This is a genomic window from Actinokineospora baliensis (assembly GCF_016907695.1).
GTDB lineage: Bacteria > Actinomycetota > Actinomycetes > Mycobacteriales > Pseudonocardiaceae > Actinokineospora > Actinokineospora baliensis.
Genome location: NZ_JAFBCK010000001.1, coordinates 6,044,575 through 6,063,570 on the forward strand (window position 1 = coordinate 6,044,575; position 18,996 = coordinate 6,063,570).

17 protein-coding genes and 1 riboswitch are annotated in these 18,996 nt (G+C 72.0%); of the genes, 9 read left to right on the plus strand and 8 right to left on the minus strand.

Going from position 1 to position 18,996, the window contains the following annotated elements; all coding sequences use genetic code 11:
* Positions 1 to 2: 2 nt before the first annotated feature.
* Positions 3 to 629, plus strand: a complete 627-nt coding sequence (locus JOD54_RS26900) for a precorrin-8X methylmutase (protein WP_204454465.1) — start codon at positions 3 to 5, stop codon at positions 627 to 629.
* Positions 626 to 2,143, plus strand: coding sequence for a precorrin-3B C(17)-methyltransferase (cobJ, locus tag JOD54_RS26905; protein ID WP_204454467.1), 1,518 nt, complete (start codon positions 626 to 628; stop codon positions 2,141 to 2,143). The genes JOD54_RS26900 and cobJ overlap by 4 nt, the downstream gene beginning before the upstream one ends.
* On the opposite strand, the gene JOD54_RS26910 is transcribed toward cobJ, so the two are convergent.
* The 4 genes from JOD54_RS26910 to cbiE are packed head-to-tail and all read right to left on the minus strand — an operon-like array spanning position 2,132 to position 7,201.
* Positions 2,132 to 4,564, minus strand: coding sequence for a DEAD/DEAH box helicase (locus tag JOD54_RS26910; protein ID WP_307860305.1), 2,433 nt, complete (start codon positions 4,562 to 4,564; stop codon positions 2,132 to 2,134). The two genes, cobJ and JOD54_RS26910, sit on opposite strands and share 12 nt — an antisense overlap.
* The gene (locus JOD54_RS26915; RefSeq protein WP_204454470.1) at positions 4,561 to 5,280 is read right to left on the minus strand and encodes a cobalt-precorrin-6A reductase; all 720 of its coding nucleotides are present in this window, start codon (positions 5,278 to 5,280) and stop codon (positions 4,561 to 4,563) included. The genes JOD54_RS26910 and JOD54_RS26915 overlap by 4 nt, the downstream gene beginning before the upstream one ends.
* Complete coding sequence (cobM, locus tag JOD54_RS26920; protein WP_204454472.1) at positions 5,277 to 6,020, minus strand: precorrin-4 C(11)-methyltransferase; 744 nt, start codon at positions 6,018 to 6,020, stop codon at positions 5,277 to 5,279. The genes JOD54_RS26915 and cobM overlap by 4 nt, the downstream gene beginning before the upstream one ends.
* Positions 6,017 to 7,201: a precorrin-6y C5,15-methyltransferase (decarboxylating) subunit CbiE gene (gene cbiE, locus JOD54_RS26925; RefSeq protein ID WP_307860308.1), complete on the minus strand. Its 1,185-nt coding sequence runs from the start codon at positions 7,199 to 7,201 to the stop codon at positions 6,017 to 6,019. Before cbiE ends, cobM begins: the two co-directional genes overlap by 4 nt.
* A gap of 84 nt (positions 7,202 to 7,285) precedes the next feature.
* Positions 7,286 to 7,455: riboswitch (cobalamin riboswitch) on the plus strand.
* A 27-nt stretch (positions 7,456 to 7,482) separates the two neighbouring features.
* Here cbiE and JOD54_RS26930 point away from each other — a divergent pair.
* The 3 genes from JOD54_RS26930 to JOD54_RS26940 are packed head-to-tail and all read left to right on the plus strand — an operon-like array spanning position 7,483 to position 11,449.
* Positions 7,483 to 9,471, plus strand: coding sequence for a magnesium chelatase subunit D family protein (locus tag JOD54_RS26930; protein WP_372440345.1), 1,989 nt, complete (start codon positions 7,483 to 7,485; stop codon positions 9,469 to 9,471).
* An 11-nt stretch (positions 9,472 to 9,482) separates the two neighbouring features.
* Positions 9,483 to 10,097 (plus strand): cob(I)yrinic acid a,c-diamide adenosyltransferase, encoded by a 615-nt coding sequence (gene cobO / locus JOD54_RS26935; RefSeq protein ID WP_204454474.1) that lies wholly within the window; start codon positions 9,483 to 9,485, stop codon positions 10,095 to 10,097.
* On the plus strand, positions 10,091 to 11,449 hold the full coding sequence (locus tag JOD54_RS26940; protein ID WP_204454476.1) for a cobyrinic acid a,c-diamide synthase CobB: 1,359 nt from the start codon (positions 10,091 to 10,093) through the stop codon (positions 11,447 to 11,449). The genes cobO and JOD54_RS26940 overlap by 7 nt, the downstream gene beginning before the upstream one ends.
* Positions 11,450 to 12,065: 616 nt before the next feature.
* Here JOD54_RS26940 and JOD54_RS26945 read toward each other — a convergent pair.
* Together JOD54_RS26945 and JOD54_RS26950 are read right to left on the minus strand one after the other, a co-directional pair.
* Positions 12,066 to 12,479, minus strand: a complete 414-nt coding sequence (locus JOD54_RS26945) for a DUF6114 domain-containing protein (protein ID WP_204454478.1) — start codon at positions 12,477 to 12,479, stop codon at positions 12,066 to 12,068.
* A gap of 60 nt (positions 12,480 to 12,539) precedes the next feature.
* Positions 12,540 to 13,145 (minus strand): DUF6230 family protein, encoded by a 606-nt coding sequence (locus JOD54_RS26950; RefSeq protein WP_204454480.1) that lies wholly within the window; start codon positions 13,143 to 13,145, stop codon positions 12,540 to 12,542.
* Between the two features lie 554 nt (positions 13,146 to 13,699).
* Between JOD54_RS26950 and lepB the strand changes: the two genes are divergently transcribed.
* Complete coding sequence (gene lepB, locus JOD54_RS26955) at positions 13,700 to 14,233, plus strand: signal peptidase I (RefSeq protein WP_204454482.1); 534 nt, start codon at positions 13,700 to 13,702, stop codon at positions 14,231 to 14,233.
* A gap of 51 nt (positions 14,234 to 14,284) precedes the next feature.
* Here the strand turns inward: lepB and JOD54_RS26960 are convergent, their stop codons facing one another.
* Entirely contained in the window at positions 14,285 to 15,091 is an 807-nt protein-coding gene (locus JOD54_RS26960) for a CbtA family protein (protein ID WP_204454484.1), read from the minus strand.
* Positions 15,082 to 15,285: a CbtB domain-containing protein gene (locus tag JOD54_RS26965; RefSeq protein ID WP_204454486.1), complete on the minus strand. Its 204-nt coding sequence runs from the start codon at positions 15,283 to 15,285 to the stop codon at positions 15,082 to 15,084. The genes JOD54_RS26960 and JOD54_RS26965 overlap by 10 nt, the downstream gene beginning before the upstream one ends.
* A 216-nt stretch (positions 15,286 to 15,501) precedes the next feature.
* Here JOD54_RS26965 and JOD54_RS26970 point away from each other — a divergent pair, with 216 nt between their 5' ends.
* The 3 genes from JOD54_RS26970 (at position 15,502) to JOD54_RS26980 (ending at position 18,984) form a co-directional block, all read left to right on the plus strand.
* Positions 15,502 to 16,077, plus strand: coding sequence for a histidine phosphatase family protein (locus tag JOD54_RS26970; RefSeq protein ID WP_204454488.1), 576 nt, complete (start codon positions 15,502 to 15,504; stop codon positions 16,075 to 16,077).
* 436 nt (positions 16,078 to 16,513) lie between these two features.
* Positions 16,514 to 18,334: a sensor histidine kinase gene (locus tag JOD54_RS26975; RefSeq protein ID WP_239575375.1), complete on the plus strand. Its 1,821-nt coding sequence runs from the start codon at positions 16,514 to 16,516 to the stop codon at positions 18,332 to 18,334.
* The gene (locus JOD54_RS26980; protein WP_204454490.1) at positions 18,331 to 18,984 is read left to right on the plus strand and encodes a response regulator; all 654 of its coding nucleotides are present in this window, start codon (positions 18,331 to 18,333) and stop codon (positions 18,982 to 18,984) included. The genes JOD54_RS26975 and JOD54_RS26980 overlap by 4 nt, the downstream gene beginning before the upstream one ends.
* Positions 18,985 to 18,996: the final 12 nt, after the last annotated feature.

The window sequence follows — 18,996 nt, forward strand, 5'->3', positions numbered from 1 at the left end:
CGGTGACCGAGTACATCAAGGACGGCGCGGAGATCTACCGCCGCTCGTTCGCCACGATCCGCGCGGAGGCCGATCTGGCCGGGCTGCCTGAGGACGTGGCGCGCGTAGTGGTGCGGATGATCCACGCCTGCGGGATGGTCGATCTGGTCGGCGATGTCTCTTACTCCCCCGACGTCGTCGCCTCGGCTCGTGCCGCGCTGCTGTCAGGCGCACCTGTGCTGTGTGACGCGCAGATGGTGGCCTCCGGGATCACGCGTAAGAGGCTTCCCGCGGACAACGAGATCATCTGCACGTTGGGCGACCCTCGGGTGCCACCGCTCGCCCAGGAGTTGGGCAACACCCGTAGTGCGGCCGCGCTAGAGCTGTGGCGGGATCGCCTAGAGGGTGCGGTGGTGGCCATTGGCAACGCACCTACTGCCTTGTTCTACCTGCTGGACATGATCGATGCGGGGGCTGGGCGCCCGGCCGCGATCCTGGGTCTGCCAGTGGGGTTCATCGGCGCCGCTGAGTCGAAGGACGCTCTTGCCGCGCACGGCGGCGGCATCCCGTACCTGGTTGTTCGTGGTCGACGTGGCGGTAGTGCCATGGCGGTGGCCGCGGTCAACGCGATCGCGAGTGAGGCAGAGTGACCGGCACCCTCTATGGCGTCGGGCTCGGCCCAGGCGACCCGGATCTTGTCACCGTCAAGGCAGCCCGGTTGATCGGCGCAGCCGACGTGGTCGCCTATCACAGTGCGCGCCACGGCAGGTCTATCGCGCGCGGGGTCGCTGCTCCTTACCTTCGCGAGGGGCAGATCGAGGAGCAGCTGGTCTACCCGTTGACCGTGGAGACAACGGACCATCCCGGTGGGTACGCGGGGGCGATGGCGGAGTTCTACGAGCACGCCGCCGCGAGGTTGGCAGCGCACCTCGACGCCGGTCGCGACGTAGTTGTTCTCGCTGAAGGCGATCCGCTCTTCTACGGCTCTTACATGCACATGCACAAGAGGCTCGCCGACCGCTACCCGTGGGTGGTTGTGCCTGGCGTGACATCTGTTAGCGCTGCCGCCGCTGTCTTGGGCCGCCCGTTGGTAGAAGGCGAAGAGGTTCTCACCGTACTGCCGGGAACCCTGCCCGAAGAGGACCTCGCAGCGCATCTAACGCGAACCGACTCGGCGGCCGTGCTCAAGCTCGGGCGCACCTTCGGCAAGGTGCGGGATGCGTTCGCTGCAGCGGGCAAGTTGGATCAGGCTCTCTATGTAGAGCGGGCGACGTGGTCGGAAGGACGCAGCCTCCCACTGTCCGAAGTAGATCCCGAGACAGTCCCGTACTTCTCGCTCGCGCTGCTTCCCAGTCCTCTTAACGACAGTGTCCCCTCTGCCACCCCCGCGACAGGGGCATCGCCTGCGGCGGGTGAGGTAGTCGTAGTCGGCACCGGCCCGGCTGGGCGGCCTTGGCTGACGCCGGAAGCACAAGAGGCGCTATCAGCCGCTGATGACCTCGTCGGCTACAAGACGTACCTGGACCGAGTCCCGGTCAATCCCCGGCAGCGGCGGCACGCTTCGGACAACCAGGTCGAGGCCGAGCGCGCCGCTTTCGCCCTGGACCTGGCCAAGCGCGGCCGACGGGTCGCTGTCGTGTCCTCCGGCGACCCGGGGGTGTTCGCCATGGCCACGGCTGTGCTGGAGGTCGCGACCGACCCGCAGTGGGCGGACGTCCCGGTTCGGGTCCTGCCCGGTCTGACGGCCGCGCAGGCGGTGGCGAGCCGGGTGGGGGCGCCGCTGGGGCACGACTTCTGCGTGATCTCGCTGTCCGACCGCCTGAAGCCGTGGCAGGTCATCACCGAGCGCCTTGAGGCGGTCGCCAAGGCGGACCTGGTGATCGCCATCTACAACCCGGCGTCCAAGGCCAGGACCTGGCAGCTCGGCGAGGCCCGCGATCTGCTGCTGCGGCACCGGTCCCCGGACACGCCGGTCGTGATCGGCCGGGACGTGGGCGGCCCGGAGGAGTCGGTCCGGGTCGTGCGGTTGCAGGACCTCGACCCGGCGACCGTGGACATGCGCTGCCTGTTGCTGATCGGCTCGTCCCAGACGCGGCACCTGCTCAAGGCCGACGGCTCGCACGTGGTGTTCACCCCACGCCACTACCCGGCTTCACCTGCGTAGTTCCACCAGCGAGGCCAGCTCGTCATCGCCGAGTTCGGTGATGGCGCTGTCGCCGCCAGCGAGCACGGAGTCGGCGAGGTCGCGCTTGGACCGCAACAGCTCGGCGATCCGGTCCTCGACCGTGCCCTCGGTCACGAACCGGTGGACCTGGACGGGCCGGGTCTGCCCGATCCGGTAGGCGCGGTCGGTGGCCTGGTCCTCCACCGCCGGGTTCCACCAGCGGTCGTAGTGCAGGACGTGGTCGGCGCGGGTCAGGTTCAACCCCGTGCCCGCTGCCTTCAGCGACAACAGGAACACGCTGAACTCGCCAGAAGAGAAGTCTGCGACCAGACGCTCCCGTTGCGGCACAGGCGTGCCGCCGTGCAAGAGGCCGCAGTGGACGTGTCTATCGCGAAGATGCCGCTCCAGCAACCGGGCCATAGAGACGTACTGCGTGAACACGAGTACCGCTGACTCCTCGGCGAGGATCGTGTCCAGCAGTTCGTCCAAGAGACCCAGCTTGCCCGAGCGGCCTGTCAACCGCCCTTCGCGTTCACGCAAGAACTGGGCGGGGTGGTTGCAGATCTGCTTAAGCGACGTCAGCATCCGCAGTACGTGCCCACGGCGAGCCATGCCCTCGGCGGACCGGATCTCCGCCATCGCCTCACGCACAGCCGCCGTGTAGAGGCCAGTCTGTTCCCGGGTCAACGACACCGGGTGGTCGGTTTCGGTCTTCGGGGGCAACTCGGGGACGATTCCCGGGTCGGACTTACGCCTCCGCAGCAGGAACGGGCGGATCAGACGCGCGAACTTCGCCGCCACATCGGCGTCTACTGCCACCGGCTCGGCCCAACGCTTCTTAAAGGCAGCACGCGTACCGAGGAGCCCTGGGGTGGTCCAGTCGAGTAGGGCCCATAGGTCAGTGAGCGTGTTCTCGACTGGTGTGCCCGTTAGCGCTATCCGTGCCTGGCAAGGGATGGCGCGCAGGGCTTTGGCTGTAGCGGAATCCGGGTTCTTAGCGTGTTGGGCCTCGTCGGCGACTACCAAGCCCCAGGGCTGGTTGGACAACCGCGCGGTGTCGCGGCGTAGTACCGCGTAGGTGGTCAACACGATCCCCGTTGTGGCCACCATGCGTCCTTGGCCGTGGAACCTGGTCACTGGAACTGTTGGGGCGAACTTTGCGACCTCTCTAGCCCAGTTGCCCAGTAGCGAGGCGGGGCAGACCACGAGCGTGGGTTCGGTCGATGAGCGTTGCAGGTGCAGCGCGATCACGGTGATGGTCTTACCCAACCCCATGTCGTCGGCGAGACATGCGCCCAGGCCGAGCCGGGTCATCCGCGCCAGCCACCGCAGGCCGCGCAGCTGGTAGTCCCGGAGTACCCCGGTGAGTCCGCTCGGCTGCTCCACCGGGTCCGCGTCAGGCTCCTCCACTCGCTCGCGGAGTTCATCGAGCCACCCGGTCGCGACTACGTCAACTTCGCGCCCGTCGACTTCGGCACTACCAGTCAGCGATGCGGCCAATGCCTCTACGACCGTGAACGGCTTAATGGCGCGTGGTACGACCGTGGCGTCCAGTAGCACCCACCGGTCTCTTAGCCGCACGGCCTGAGCATGCGTCGCGGCGAGCCGGTCCACCTCGTCCTTGCTCAACGCGCTGCCGTCGAGCACAAGCTCCCAATCAGCGGCCAGCAGCCCGTGGGTCGCCTCTATGCGGCCCACGGTCACGCGGCGGGTGAGAGTGCCGACCATGTGGCGGGGCCAGTGCACGTCCACGCCTACGCGGGTCGCGTTGACCAGTAGGTCGCCGACCTCGGCCTCGGTCAACGCCAGGCGGTCAGGGACGTCGTGGTCGAGCAGCCTGCGCATCGGCGGCCAACGGCGCGCGACCCGGTGCAGGGCGTCGACCAGGGTCGCCCGCGCCTGCTCGTCGCCGCGCTTGGCCACCTCGACGGCGTCGACGACGACCCCGGCGAGGTGTACTTGCGGCACACACGTCCCGTCGGGGTCCAGCCGCAGCGACAACCGCAGCCCCCCGAGCACCCGCAACACGTCCTCCGGCGGCGGCCCGGCGATGGCCTCGACGAACATCCGCACCACGGCCAGCGGCTCAGCCGCGGTGACGTGCGCGTCCACCGGCATCCGCTCCGCCAACTCGGCCAACCGCTCCCGGTCGTCGCCGCTCAACGCCCCCCGCGCCACCTGCCGCAACGCCACCACCACGACCTCACCCCAGAACACCGCCGTCGGGTGGCACCCCACCGACCGCCGAGCCCGCGTCAACACCGGCACGGCGTCCGCGATCGGCAACCGGACCGCCGCCACGATCCGCCCCGGCAACACCAACTCCCCCAGCTCAACCCCATCGGGGAGGGCGTCGCCGTGGAACGCGACCCCACCGGCTGACTCCACGGTGGCCGCGCAGCGGTCCAGCCCGGTGATCACCGGAGCCAGGCCAGGACTTGGTCGACGGTCTCGGCAAGGGGGATGGCAGGTGGGGGTGGGGGGCGCCGGACGACCACTACGGCGAGGTCGAGGGCTTGGGCGGCTTCCAGCTTCGCAGCGGTGAGAGGACCGCCGCTGTCTTTGGTGACCAGAACGTCTATGCGGTGGTCGCAGAGTAGGGCGAGTTCGCCGTCCACTGTGTACGGGCCGCGGTCGAGGAGAAGTTTGGCGCCCGCGGGCATAGGCACTTCCGGCGGGTCTACGCAGCGGATCAGGTACCAGCGGGTGGAATCGGTGAACGCCGCGAGGCCCTGCCTGCCCGTAGTGAGGAAGATGCGGTCCCCGAGGCGTTCGGCGGTGGTACGGGCTTCGGAGAGGCTGTCGACCCAGTGCCAGCCGGAGCGGGAGGCCCAGCCGGGGCGGCGGAGCATGAGCAGCGGGACTCTTGCGATAAGAGCGGCTTCGGCGGCGGAGGCGCTGATTCGCTCGGCGAACGGGTGCGTGGCATCCACCACCGCGGCGATCCCGTGCTCAAGCAGCCACTGCGCGAGCAAAGCAGGCCCACCGAAGCCGCCGACGCGGACCTCACCGACCGGCAACCGCGGCTCGCGGACCCGACCAGCCAACGACGACACGACGGTGTGCTCCGGGCTGGTGTGAAGGGCGGCCGCGAGGGCCCGCGCCTCGCCGGTACCTCCCAGGACCAGGACCTTCACGGGCGGTCCCGCTCCGCGGAGTACAGGTGGCTCTCACGGAACCCACCCGGGTCGAGCACGCGCCCGACGATGATCACCGCGGTCCGTTTGATCCCCGCGGCGTGGACCTGGGCCGCGATGGAAGCCAGCGTCCCCCGCAGCACGACCTCCTCCGCGCGCGAAGCGTGCGCGACCACGGCGACCGGGCAGCACTCCCCGTAGTTCGGCACCAGCTCGGCGACGACCTCGTCAATGCGCTGCACGGCAAGGTGCAGCACCATCGTCGCGTGGGAGCGACCTAGCGTGTCTAGGTCCTCACCCGGAGGCATAGGCGTCGCGCGGGCGGCAGTTCGAGTGAGCACCACGGTCTGCCCTAGGGCGGGCACGGTCAACTCTTGCCGAAGGGACGCGGCAGCGGCGGCGAAGGCGGGCACGCCAGGAGTCACGTCATAAGGCACCTCAGCGGCGTCCAAGCGGCGCATCTGCTCGGCCATAGCGCTGAACACCGAGGGGTCCCCGGAGTGCAACCGAGCGACGTCGTGGCCAGCGGTGTGCGCTGCCACCATCTCGGCGACGATCTCGTCCAGCGTCAGGTTCGCCGTGTCGACCTTGCGAGCCCCGGATGGGCACACCGCCAGCAACTCTTCGGGCACCAGCGCACCCGCGTAGAGGCAGACCGGCGCGGCAGCGATGAGGTCGCGCCCGCGCACGGTGATCAGGTCAGCCGCACCCGGGCCAGCCCCGATGAAGTGCACGGTCATGTCCGCTCCTTGCTCGCGACCCACTGCGTGACCGGCATGGCCTGCCGCCAGCCGGTGAACCCGCCGACCGGGGCGGCCCGCCCGACGGACAACCGGGTCAGCGTCCCGCCGACCTCGGCGTACCAGCGCGCGACGAGCACCTCCGACTCGAGCGTCACCGCGTTCACCACGATCCGCCCACCCGGCCGCAGCGCCGCCCAGCACGCGGGCAGGACACCCTCGACCGTCACTCCCCCGCCGACGAACACCGCGTCCGGCCGCTCCAGCCCGGCCAACGCGTCCGGCGCCGAACCACGGACCAGGACCACGCCCGGCACTCCCAGCGCGGCCGCGTTGCGCGCGACCCGGTCGGCCCGGTCGTCGCGCGGCTCGATGGCGATCACCCGGCACGCGGGGTGCGTCCGCGCCCACTCGATCCCGACGCTGCCCGACCCCGCGCCGACGTCCCACAGCAGCTGCCCCGGCTCGGGCGCCAGCGACGACACCGTGACCGCCCGGACCTCGCGCTTGGTGATCTGCCCGTCGTGCTCGTAGACGTCGTCAGGCAGGCCAGGCACGCGCGGCAGCCGACGAGCGCCGGGATCGGCCACGCACTCGATCGCGACGACGTTGAGCGGCGACACGTCGTCCCAGTCGGTGCCGATCCGCTCGCCCGGCCCACCCAGTTCCTGCAAGACCGTGACCGCGCTCGCACCGAACCCGCGGTCGCGCAACAACGCGACCACCGCCGCGGGCGTTGCACTGTTGGCGCTGAGCACGAGCACACGGCGTCCCTGGTGCAGCACGGCGTGCAACCGCTCCACCGGCCGTGCGACCGCGCTGACCACGGCCACCTCCTCGACCGCCCACCCGAGCCGCGCGCACGCCAGCGACAGCGACGACGGGTGCGGCCACACCCGGACTTCGGCGAACCGCGACAGCGTGGTGCCGATGCCGTGGAACATGGGGTCGCCACTGGCCAGCACGCACAGCACCCGGTCGCGGTAGCGCTCGAGCAGGCCGGGGATGGCCGGGACCAGCGGCGAGGGCCACGCGACCCGTTCGGCGGTGACCTCGGCGGGCAGCAGGTCGAGCTGGCGGGCCGACCCCAGGACGACTTGGGCGCGGTCCAGCTCGGCGCGCGCCGCGGGCGAGAGCCCGACCACACCGTCCGCACCGATTCCCACCACCGAGACCGCCACGGGCCCAGACCCTAACCGACCCGAGATCCCCACCACGTGCCTTGGCCGCGAGCCCCGCCGGATGCGACGATGCCTGGCGAGCCAACTGAAGACAGAACAGCAGGTGTGCGAGGAAGCCGGTGCGAGTCCGGCGCGGTCCCGCCACTGTGACCGGGGAGTGCCGTCCCCACGCTGGCCACCGGGGCGACTCGGGAAGGCCGGGGCGGCGCGGCGATCCGGGAGCCAGGACACTCCGCCCGCTGACCCACCGACCCGGGCGCGGACCCGGAGTGAGGAACGACGTGACCCGTCCAGCCCTGCCCGGCTACCCGTTCTCCGCGGTCGTCGGCCACGCCGACCTGCGGCTGTCCCTGTTGCTCAACGCGGTGCACCCCGGGATCGGCGGGGTGCTGGTGCGCGGCGAGAAGGGCACCGCCAAGTCGACCGTGGTGCGCGCGCTGGCCGCGTTGCTGCCCGTGGCGGGCGTCGTGGCGGACTGCCGGTTCTCCTGCGACCCGGCCGCGCCCGACCCGGCCTGCCCGGACGGCCCGCACTCGGCCCCCGACTCCGACACCCGCCCGGCGCGGCTGGTCGAGCTCCCGGTCGGCGCCACCGAGGACCGGGTCATCGGCTCACTGGACCTGGAACGCGCGCTGACCGAGGGGGTCCGCGCCTACCAACCGGGTCTGCTGGCGGCGGCGCACCGGGGGGTGCTCTACGTCGACGAGGTCAACCTGCTGCACGACCACCTGGTGGACCTGCTGCTCGACGCCGCCGCGATGGGGCGCGCGCACGTCGAGCGCGAGGGCGTGTCGGTCTCGCACGCCGCGTCGTTCCTGCTGGTCGGCACGATGAACCCGGAGGAGGGCGAGCTGCGGCCGCAGCTGCTCGACCGGTTCGGGCTCACCGTCGAGGTGCGCGCCGCCCGCGACGTGGACACCCGCACGGAGGTGATCCGGCGGCGGTTGGCGTTCGAGGCCGACCCGGCGGGCTTCGCCGATGCCTGGTCCACTTCGGACGCGGAGCTGGCCGCGCGGATCGTGGCCGCCCGCAAGGCACTGCCGGAGGTCGTGCTGCCCGACGCCGAGCTACGCCGGATCGCGGCGGTGTGCGCGGCGTTCGACGTAGACGGCATGCGCGCGGACCTGGTGGTTGCCCGGGCTTCGGTCGCGCACGCGGCGTGGCGCGGGGCGGGCGCGGTCGAGGAGATCGACGTCGAGGTGGCCGCCCGGCTGGCCCTGCCGCACCGGCGCAGGCGTGACCCGTTCGACGAGCCCGGACTGGACCAGGAGCAGCTGTCGCAGGCGTTGCGCGACGCCGCCGAGGAGGCCGACCGGGACCCCGACGACAGCGGCCCCGGTGGCGGCGCTCCGGAACCGGGTGAATCCGAGGCGCCCCAAGGGGATCAGGGCAAGCAAGACGCCGAAGCACCCCAGGGCGGCGACCAGTCGCAGGCGGCTTCGCGGCCGGACGAGGCGTTCCGGGCCAGGGTGCTGCAACTCGACGGCGTCGGCGAAGGCGCGCCGGGCAGGCGATCGCGGTCACGCGCCGGTTCCGGCCGGGCGCTGCGCGCGGCGCAGAACCAGGGCACCGGAATCCACCTGGTCGGCACGCTCACCGCAGCGGCGCCTTTCCAGCACACGCGGGGTCGCAGCGGTCCGGGGATCGTGGTGCGGTCGGGGGATGTCCGGCGCGCGGTGCGGGAGGGCCGGGAGTCGAACCTGGTGCTGTTCGCGGTGGACGCGTCGGGCTCGATGGCCGCCCGCAAGCGCATGTCCGCGGTGACCGGCGCGGTGATCTCCTTGCTGCGCGACGCCTACCAGCGCCGGGACAAGGTCGGGCTGGTGACCTTCCGCGGCGGTGAGGCCGTGTTGTCGTTGCCGCCCACGTCGTCGGTCGAGGCCGCTGTCGCGCGGCTGCGTGATCTCCGCACCGGCGGGCGCACCCCGCTGGCGGACGGGTTGTTGCGGGCGCGGAAAACGCTTGCCATTGAACGGATGCGTGACCCGAGGCGGCGGGCCCTGCTGGTCGTCGTGACCGACGGCCGCGCCACGGTGGCGGTGAACCGGGACGGGCGCACCTCGCACGACGCCGTCGGCGACGCCATGCGCGCGGCGGCCGCACTCGCTGCCGACGGGGTGGTCAGCGTGGTCGTGGATTGCGAGAACGGGCCGGTTCGCTTGGGGTTGGCCGACAATCTCACGGCGGCGCTCGGCGGAACCGGTCTCCGACTCGCGGAACTGTCCGCCGACGCCGTCGCCGGTGTGGTCCGCGCGGCGCGCGCCGCCTGAGGGGAGTCGTTATGCCACAAGGGAAGCCGGAGGTTGTCCCGCAAGACGGGCTCACCACCCGGCAGCGGCGGAACCGGCCGTTGGTCGTGGTGCACACCGGGGAGATGAAGGGCAAGTCCACCGCCGCCTTCGGATTGGCGCTGCGCGGGTGGAACCAGGGCTGGTCGATCGGGGTGTTCCAGTTCGTCAAGTCCGCGAAGTGGCGGGTCGGCGAGGAATCCGCGTTCCTGGCGCTGGGCAAGCTGCACGAGCAGACCGGCGAAGGCGGGCCCGTCGAATGGCACAAGATGGGCGCGGGGTGGTCGTGGTCGCGCAAGGCGGGCACCGAGGACGACCACGCCGAGGCCGCGCGTGAGGGCTGGGCGGAGATCACCCGCAGACTGGCCGCGCAGCAGCACGACCTGTACGTGCTCGACGAGTTCACCTACCCGCTCAAGTGGGGGTGGATCGACACCGACGAGGTCGTGGCCACCCTGGCGTCCCGACCGGGCCACCAGCACGTCGTGATCACCGGCCGCGACGCGCCGCAGTCCCTTGTGGACGCTGCGGACCTGGTGACGCACATGACGAAGGTCAAGCACCCGATGGACTCCGGCCACAAGGGCCAGAAGGGCATCGAGTGGTAGCGCGGGTCGTCATCGCCGCTCCGGGCTCCGGCAGCGGCAAGACGACCGTGGCGACGGGGCTCATGGCCGCGCTGCGCGCGCGTGGGCACGTGGTGGCGCCGTTCAAGGTCGGGCCGGACTACATCGACCCCGGGTACCACACGCTCGCCTCGGGGCGCCCCGGCCGCAACCTCGATCCCGTGCTGGTCGGCACCCACCGCATCGGACCGCTGTTCCGCCACGGCGCGACCGGCGCGGACATCGCCGTGGTCGAGGGCGTGATGGGCCTGTTCGACGGGCGGGTCGGGCACCACGTCGAGGAAGGCGGGCTGGGGTCGACCGCGCACGTGGCCGGGCTGCTCGCGGCGCCGGTGCTGCTGGTGGTCGACGCGCGGGGGCAGAGCACGAGCCTTGCCGCGCTACTGCACGGGTTCCGGTCGTTCCGGCCCGGGGTGCGGATCGCCGGGGTGGTGCTCAACCGGGTCGGGTCGGACCGGCACGAGCAGGTGCTGCGCGAGGCCTGCGGCGAGGTCGGGCTGCCGGTGTTGGGGGCCGTGCGGCGGGCGGGCGAGGTGGATGTACCGTCGCGGCACCTGGGTTTGGTCCCGGCGGCCGAGCACGGGACGCCCGCGGTGCGGGCCGTCGCGGCGATGGCGGCGTTGATCGAGTCCTCTGTGGACTTGGACGCGGTGGTGCGGTTGGCGCGGTCGGCCGGGCCGCTCGACGGTCCGGTGTGGATCGCGGCGGACGAGGTCACGCCGGTGCCCGGGCGGCCGGTGGTGGCGGTGGCGGGCGGACCGGCGTTCACGTTCGGCTACGCGGAACACGCGGAACTGCTGCGCGCTGCCGGTGCGGACGTGGCGATCGTCGACCCGTTGCGCGACGAGCGGCTTCCCCCGGATACAGCCGCCTTGGTACTGCCGGGCGGCTTCCCGGAGGCGCACGCGGAAGCGTTGTCCGCCAACACTCCCCTCCGCGAGGAGGTTTTGACTTTCGCTCGCGCGGGCCGCCCGATCCACGCCGAATGCGGCGGCCTGCTCTACCTCGCCAAACACCTCGACGGCCACCCCATGGCAGGCGTGATCGACGCCGAAGCCACCATGACCCCCCGCCTACTCCTGGGCTACCGCGACGCTGTGGCGACCGCGGGTTCGGTGCTGCACACCGAAGGCACCCGGGTGACCGGCCACGAGTTCCACCGCACCCGCCTCACCCCCGCCCACCCCAGCACCCCCGCCTGGACCTGGCGAGACCACGACGGCACACCGCACGGGGAGGGCTTCACCACCGGCCCCCTGCACGCGTCGTACCTGCACACCCACCCCGCGGGCAACCCCCAAGCCATCGCCCACTTCGTCCGCGCCGCAACCTAAACCACCACCTCGGGCGCCGCGTGCATGACCACAGGCGGCCACACACCCCCCCGGCCAACGCACGCACTGCCGACTTCGCCCAGTGGCGGCACCGCAGGCGGCCGCAGACTCGACGGGAGGCGCCCACGCTCAGGCTGCCACACCGTGTGGCCGCACGCCGAACAGCGCAGCGGACCGCTGGCTACCAACTCGGCAATCCCCAAGCTAGCGCACCCCACTGCCAGCTTCGTCCGCGCCGCAACCCAGACCGCCACGTCCGCCTCAGGCGCCGCGCGTGACCGCAGGCTCGACGCGAGGCGGCCCCCGCTTTGGGCAAGCACACCATGCGGCCGCCCGCCGGGCGATGTAGCGGACCGATGGCTGCCCCAGCTGGCCCCTCTGCCAGCTTCGTTCACGCCGCAACCCAATCCGCCATGGGCGCCGCGCGTGACCGCAGGCGGCCCAGACTCGACACAGGCCTCTCCGCCCGGGGCCGCCACACTGTGCGACCAACCGCCGGACAGCGCAGCGGATCGGTGGCTGCCACTCAGCGATCTTCCCCGGGCCAACGCACCCCACCACTGGCTTCACCCCCCAGCGGCAACCCCACCACCACCAGCTTCGTGCGCGCCGCGACCTAAACCGACGCGTCCTCTTCGGTTTCCTCCAACGCTTCTTCCGCCTTCGGTGCCGCCTTCTCCTTGCGGGGTGCCCAGGACGCAGCCATGGCGCCGCCGAGGATGCCGGAGAGGGAGCCGATGAAGAAGCCGCCCAGGTTGGTGAGGGGGAAGGCGGCGACGGAGACCAGGACCGCGATCAGGCCTGCGATCACCCGGGTCTGGGGGCTGAACCACAGGCTGGCCGCCAGTACGGCCATGATCGAGCCGAGCAGGAGGCCGGAGACGCCTGCGATGCCGCTGGCTACCAGGACCTTGATCGGGGCGAGCGGCAGCACGAAGATCGGTACCGCGCCGACGAGCACGAACAGGCCGCCCCAGAAGGGGCGGGTTTTGCGCCACTGGCCGAAGGTGCGCCACAGCTGACCGATCACGTTCGCCTCCTTGAGGTGGGGCCCGGTCCGGCGGCGCGGACACCGCCGGACCGGGAGGTGCTAGCAGCCTGCGGCGCCGGGGACGACGCTGAGGCTGAGGTTGTCGAGCTTGAAGCTGCCCGCGATCTGGGCGGACAGGGCGTCCGCGCGCAGGTTGGTGATGTCGGCGGTGTTGGCCTGCAGGCCGAAGTCGCCTGCGCCCTTGCGGACCTCGGCCGGGCCCTTGGACAGCGAGTTGCTGGCCACGCCGAGGTCGAGGCCGGTGAACTCGCCGTTGCCGGTGAGGTTCTTGGCGTCGAGCAGCAAGTTCGCCGCCTGCAGCTCCTTGGTCGCCGGGTCCGAGTCACCCGCGGTGATCTTGAAGGTGACCTGGCCGACGATCGGGACGTTCGGGATCACCCCGGCGCACAGCTTGCTCAGCTGGGCCGAGCTGAAGCCCGCGTAGGCCACGCCCTGGTCACCGGCGTTGTAGACGGTGCCCGCGAACCCGGTGCCCGCCACGCTCTCCGAGGTCAGCGTGATCGGCACCCCGGACACCGCGAAGGACGCGGCGAGCAGGCCCTGGGCCATCGCGACGGTGATGGCGCCGATCGCGCCGATCGCCGGGACCGCGGTCAGGGCCGTGCGGCCCCACCGGGTCCGGCCCCGCTTGGCTTCCTCTGTCATGGACACGAGCCTCCCTGGTTCGTCGGGGCCGGACGCCGGGTGCGACCGGCCGCCCCGGGCGCCCGCCGAACCGGGGCCGGGCAGCCGCCACCCGCGTTCGTCGTGAGCGAACGCCCAGGTGGGGGGCTGTCGCGGCCGGGGATCGGGGTGCGCCGCACTGTGTGGGTGGGCAGATGGTGCCCGGGTGTGCGCCAGCCCACAAGCGCCCGTCCGGGCCGCCGGGGGCTGCCGCCGGAAGCTGGAGTGTGACGGCGAGTAACAGGTACCGTGGCGCACGTTAGCGACCACCCGCAATCTGACCGGTTTCGCCTACCGACCGTATTTCGATCTTCACTGATACGAGTGATGTTCGCGTTTGAGATCGACGGAGAGTTACCTTTGACCACAGGTAACAGTTACGCAACATCGCAGTACCGCGGTGTTCACCTGAGCCACTCGGCCGGGTTGGGTTACCGCCAACCGGCCGAAGCGGCCACGATCCGGGAGAGGGCGGGTACATGGCGCTGACAACCCGCGGACGGGTGACCCGAGCCGCATTGGTCACACTCTGCGTCGTGACGGCGCTCACCCTGACGGCGGCGGGCCTCGGCTACGGCCTGTCGATGCGGGTGGACGGCCGCAGCATGGCCCCAACCCTGGCCGACGGCGAGCGGGTGCTGACCAACCCGCTCGCGGGCGACTACACCCCCGCCCGACTCGACGTCGTGGTGCTCTCACCGCCCGGCCGTGAGGCACCGGCGGTCAAGCGGGTCATCGGCGTGCCAGGCGACCAGGTGCGCGCCGACGACGGCCGGATCCTGGTCCGCCCCGGCGGCAGCGGCCCGTGGCTGCAGGTGCTGACCGCCGCGGGCGACGCCTGGGGCCGCCCGCCCCGGCAGTGCTGCGAACCGACCGGCCGCGGTGGCACGGGCGGCGGGGTGACCGTCCCACCTGGACAGTACTGGGTGATCGGCGACAACCCGGCGGTGTCCGAGGACTCCCGCGAGTACGGCTGGGTGCCCGCGGACCGGATCAAGGCCCGACTGTGGCTTCGCTTGTGGCCACTGGGATCCGTCGACACCACACCAACTTTGCGCCCGGTGGAATGACAACGGCCCCACCCTCCACAAGGGAAGATGGGGCCGAAGTGCCGTGCGAGATCAGGCCGTGCGGCTGCGGGTGATGCCCCGGTGCAGCAGGGCCGCGAAGGTCAACCCGATGCCCGCCCACAACACCGCGGACGTGCCGAGGGAGGCGATTCGGAACTGCCACAGCAGGTCGCCCGGGAAGCCTTCCGGGACCTCCTGGAAGGTGGGCAGCAGCTTGGCCACCAGGGTCACGATCACCGCGTACCCCACCCCGGCGGCCACAGTGGACCACCAGCCGCCCAGCTTCGGTGCCAGCGCCCTGGCCGCCGCGACGGCTGTCACCAGCAGTGCCAGGGAGATGGCGATCATCCCGAAGAACAGGCCGGTGCGCTCGCCGATGGTGTCGGGGTTGCCGACGGCGGGCGGGTTGGCCGGGTAGGTCAGGAACGGCACGAGGACCACGGCCAGGTAGCCCAAGCCCGCGACGGCGAGGGAGGTGGCTCGGGGGGTGAGCGAACCGACGCGGCCGTAGGCGAAGGCGAAGGCGAGGCTGAACAGACCGCCCAGGCCGAGGCCGTAGATGACCGCGCCGATGCCGAGGCCGCCGGTGGACTGGAACGCCCGCGACACGACCTCTTCCTCTTCGGCCTCGCCGTGGCTGTGTTCGGCGGCGGGCTGTTCGGCGGTCTCGCCGGGGTGCTGGTGACCGGCGCCCGCCTCTTCGATGGAGATGGCGCGTTCGACGGCGGGCTCACCGAAGGCGGAGGCGAACCCGAACGCGAGCAGGCCGCCGACCAGTCCCGCCAGCAGGCCCCAGACGAGCAAGGAGCGGACGGTGAGGGTGGCGGCTGGGGCGGTCGGCGTCTCGGTCAGTGGCACGGGAAGCCCAGCAGGTGCCGCGCGTCGTGGACCAGCTCGTGCACCGTGGTCCCCTCGAAGACCGCGAGGGCGCCCTGTTCGGCGCCGACGAAGTAGAGGGCGATGAGCGAGATGATCCCGGCGAACACGGCGTACGGCAGGATCTGCCGCACCGGGATGCTCACGGGGGTGGGAATCGCGACGGCATGCGTCATGGGAGCCTCCTCGGGGCTTCACGCGGCCCGGTCGGTGGAGCGTTGGACGGTGGAGGGTCTGACTGCGGGGGCGCTGGCTCCCGGTCACAGTGGCGCGGCCGTGCCGGAGTCACACCGGCTTCCTCTTACCATCAGGGTCGATTCGGCAACGTAGGTCAGCGCGCGACGCGGTGTCAACGCGGTCCAAGATCAAGTCATGGTCACGGTGGGTGGGATATGTCATCGTCACGGGTGCTGCTGCTCTGCCACGGCGCGACCAGCGCGACCAGGGCCGCCGCCTTCCCCGGCGACGAGCCGCTGCTCGACCCGGCGGCCGCCACCGCCACCCCGCTCCAGCGCGGGGTCGGCACCGACCGGGCGGACCTGGTGCTGCGCGGCCCGGCGCTGCGGTGCGCGCAGACCGCGGCCGCCCTCGGCCTCGACGCCGCGCCCGACGAGCGGCTGCGCGACCTCGACCACGGTTCGTGGCGCGGTCGCGCGCTCGACGAGGTGGCCGCCGCCGACCCGGACGGCATGGCGCGCTGGCTCACCGACCCGGAGGCCGCCCCGCACGGCGGCGAGTCGGTCGCCGACCTCACCCGCCGCGTCGGCGGCTGGCTCGACGACCTCCCGATCGGCGCCCGCACCGTCGCGGTGACCCACCCCGCGGTCGTCAAGGCGGCGATCGCGCACGCGCTCGGCGCCGGGCCCACCGCGTTCTGGCGGGTCGACGTGGCGCCGTTGTCGCGCACCGCGCTGCGCGGTGGAGCGGGCCGGTGGGCGCTGCGCTGGATTGTCGCCGGTACCGGTTGATCCCATTTCCGCAATGCGCTGACGCGATTCGCTGGAATTGCACAGCGGGATTCGTCTGCGCCATTTGGGCCGAACAGGCCATCAGCCGCGCGTATCGGTGGTGACGCTGCGGCACCATCCGCCCCGGCGGTCGGGTGGGCGGGACTCCAGTTGCCGGAGCGATATCCCCACCCGGGGTCGCCACCCGGACACCCACGGTGAACGCGAGCCATAAGGTCACCAACAACCCCACCGCCGCGCGAGCCGGTAACGGCGACTGGTCAATTCGGGGGCTTCACCTGCCCGCCCTTGCGCGGTGCGCGAATGTCGTGGACGCTCAACGCACCGATCACCCCCGAGGGATTCCCGGGCGTGCCGCCGTGCGGGCGCCACCCGGTGCGGGGGTGGGGCGCACACGAAACCGGACGGGCTCGCGGAGGAGAGCGGTGACGCCGTGATGGAGGCTGGTGCGGGCGCCCCGGGTGGCCCGGACGAGGCCGCCGCCGCCGCGTCGACCGGGGCGGGTCTGGCCGAGTTGATGGCTTCGGCGCACCGGGACAACCTCTTCCGGGGCTTGGTCGACCGGGCCGCGGCCGCCGAGGTGTCGCAGGAGCGGGTGCGCCACCTGCTCGACGCGGTGCTGTCGGTGGCCAGCGACCTGTCGTTGCCCGACGTGCTGCGCCGCATCGTGACCGCGGGCTGCGAACTCGCCGGTGCCCGCTACGGCGCCCTCGGCGTGCTCGGCCAGGACGGGCACCTCGTCGAGTTCACCCACACCGGGATGAGCGAGGGGGTGCAGGCGGCCATCGGCGCCCCGCCGGTCGGCAAGGGCGTGCTGGGGCTGGTGATCGAGCGCCCGGAGCCGCTGCGGGTGCCGGACCTGGCGCTGCACCCCGAAGCCGCCGGGTTCCCGCCGGACCACCCGCCGATGAGCTCGTTCCTCGGTGTGCCGATCCGGGTCCGCGGCGAGGTGTTCGGCAACCTCTACCTCACCGAGAAGCTCGACGGCCGCGCCTTCACCCAGGAGGACGAGGACGTCGTGGTGGCGCTGGCCGCGGCGGCGGGCATGGCGGTGGAGAACGCCAGGCACTTCGACCGCAGCCACCGCAGGGAGCGCTGGCTGCGCGCGACCACCGAGGTCACCGCGGTGCTGCGGACCAGCCAGTGCAACTCGACCGGGATGGTGCTGCTGGCCAAGCGGGCCAGGGAGACCGCGGGCGCGGTGATGGCGTTCGTCGCGGTGCCCGCAGGCCCGGAGCACCTGCGGATGGCCACCGTCGACGGCGTGCTCGCGGAGGAGCTGACCGGGGAACGCCTCTGCACCCTCGACAGCATCACCGGCGACGTCTACGTGACCGGTCGGGCGCGGCTGCTCACCGAGGTCGCCAAGGCGACGCTGACCCGCTCCCCCGCGCTGTTCCAGCAGCTGCCGGACGGGATCAGCGACCTGGGCCCGGCGATGTTCGTCCCGCTCACGACGGGCGCGCGCACCAGCGGGGTGCTGATGGTGGCCCGCGAGCACGGCGGGGCCCGGTTCGACCAGGACGACCTGCGGATGATCACCGACTTCGCCACGCACGCCGCGCTGGCCATCGACTTCGCCGACGCCCAGCAGGACCGCCAGCGCCTGGCGCTCTACGAGGAGCGCGACCGCATCGCCCGCGACCTGCACGACCTGGTGATCCAACGGCTGTTCGCGATCGGGCTCGGCCTGCAGGGCCTCAAGCGGGTGCCCGACACCCCGGACGCGCCGGAGCGGCTGACCGGGTTCATCGGCGAGATCGACCAGACCATCCGGGAGATCCGGCGCAGCATCTTCTCGTTGCAGCAGCCCACCGGCGGCCCCTACAGCCTGCGCGGCGAGGTGCTGCGGGCGATCTCCGAGGCGACGGTGACGCTGGGGTTCGAGCCGACCGTGCGGCTGGAGGGCCCGCTGGACTCGGTGGTGCCCGCCGACGTGGCGCTCGACCTGATGGCGACGCTGCGCGAGGCGCTGTCGAACGTGGTGCGCCACGCCGGGGCGGGCAGCGTGGCGCTGACGGTGTCGGTTGACCGGCACGCGCGGCGGCTGCGGCTGCTGGTGCAGGACGACGGCGCGGGCCTGCCCGACGACATCGCCCACCGGGGCGGGCTGGCCAACATGGTGCAGCGGGCCCGCCGGTGGGACGGGGATTGCGTGATCGACTCGCCCGCGGTGGGCGGGACCAGGGTCGACTGGGACGTGCCGCTGGCCAGGCACGCCGGGTCGGCGGCACGAGGCCAGGAGGCGCGTGGATGAGCATTTCCGTGTTCGTGCTCGACGACCACGAGGTGGTCAGGCGGGGGCTGCGGCAACTGCTGGAGGTCGAGCCGGACATCGAGGTGGTCGGTGAGGCGGCGACCGCGGCGCAGGCGCTGGCCAGGATCCCGGCGGTGCGGCCCAGGGTGGCCATCCTGGACGTGCGGCTGCCCGACGGCGAGGGCGTGTCGGTGTGCCGGGACGTGCGGTCCTCGGTGGAGCCGCCGCCAGCGTGCCTGATGCTCACCTCGTTCTCCGACGACGAGGCGCTCTTCGGCGCGATCATGGCTGGCGCGGCCGGGTACATGCTCAAGCAGGTCAGCGGGGACGACCTGGTGTCGGCGGTGCGCACCCTGGCCGGGGGCGGGTCGCTGCTCGACGCCGGGGTGACCGCGACGGTGCTGGACCGGTTGCGCGCCGGGCGGGTCGAGGACCCCAGGTACGCGACGCTGAGCCCGCAGGAGCGCAAGATCCTGGACCTGATCGCCGAGGGCATGACCAACCGGCAGATCGCGGGCGCGCTGTACCTGGCGGAGAAGACGGTCAAGAACTACGTCTCCACGCTGCTGCACAAGCTCGGTTTCGACCGGCGCACCGAGGCGGCGGTGTACGCGACCCGACTGCACCGCGGGCTGGGCCAGGACCGCTGACCCGTGCCCCTG

Bases quoted from the DNA above. Each gene is read 5' to 3' on its own strand.
- cobO (WP_204454474.1), top strand. From the start codon at position 9,483: ATGCCACAAGGGAAGCCGGAGGTTGTCCCGCAAGACGGGCTCACCACC.
- cobM (WP_204454472.1), bottom strand. From the start codon at position 6,020: ATGACCGTGCACTTCATCGGGGCTGGCCCGGGTGCGGCTGACCTGATC.
- JOD54_RS26950 (WP_204454480.1), bottom strand. From the start codon at position 13,145: ATGACAGAGGAAGCCAAGCGGGGCCGGACCCGGTGGGGCCGCACGGCC.
- JOD54_RS26970 (WP_204454488.1), top strand. From the start codon at position 15,502: ATGTCATCGTCACGGGTGCTGCTGCTCTGCCACGGCGCGACCAGCGCG.
- JOD54_RS26975 (WP_239575375.1), top strand. From the start codon at position 16,514: ATGGAGGCTGGTGCGGGCGCCCCGGGTGGCCCGGACGAGGCCGCCGCC.
- JOD54_RS26980 (WP_204454490.1), top strand. From the start codon at position 18,331: ATGAGCATTTCCGTGTTCGTGCTCGACGACCACGAGGTGGTCAGGCGG.
- JOD54_RS26965 (WP_204454486.1), bottom strand. From the start codon at position 15,285: ATGACGCATGCCGTCGCGATTCCCACCCCCGTGAGCATCCCGGTGCGG.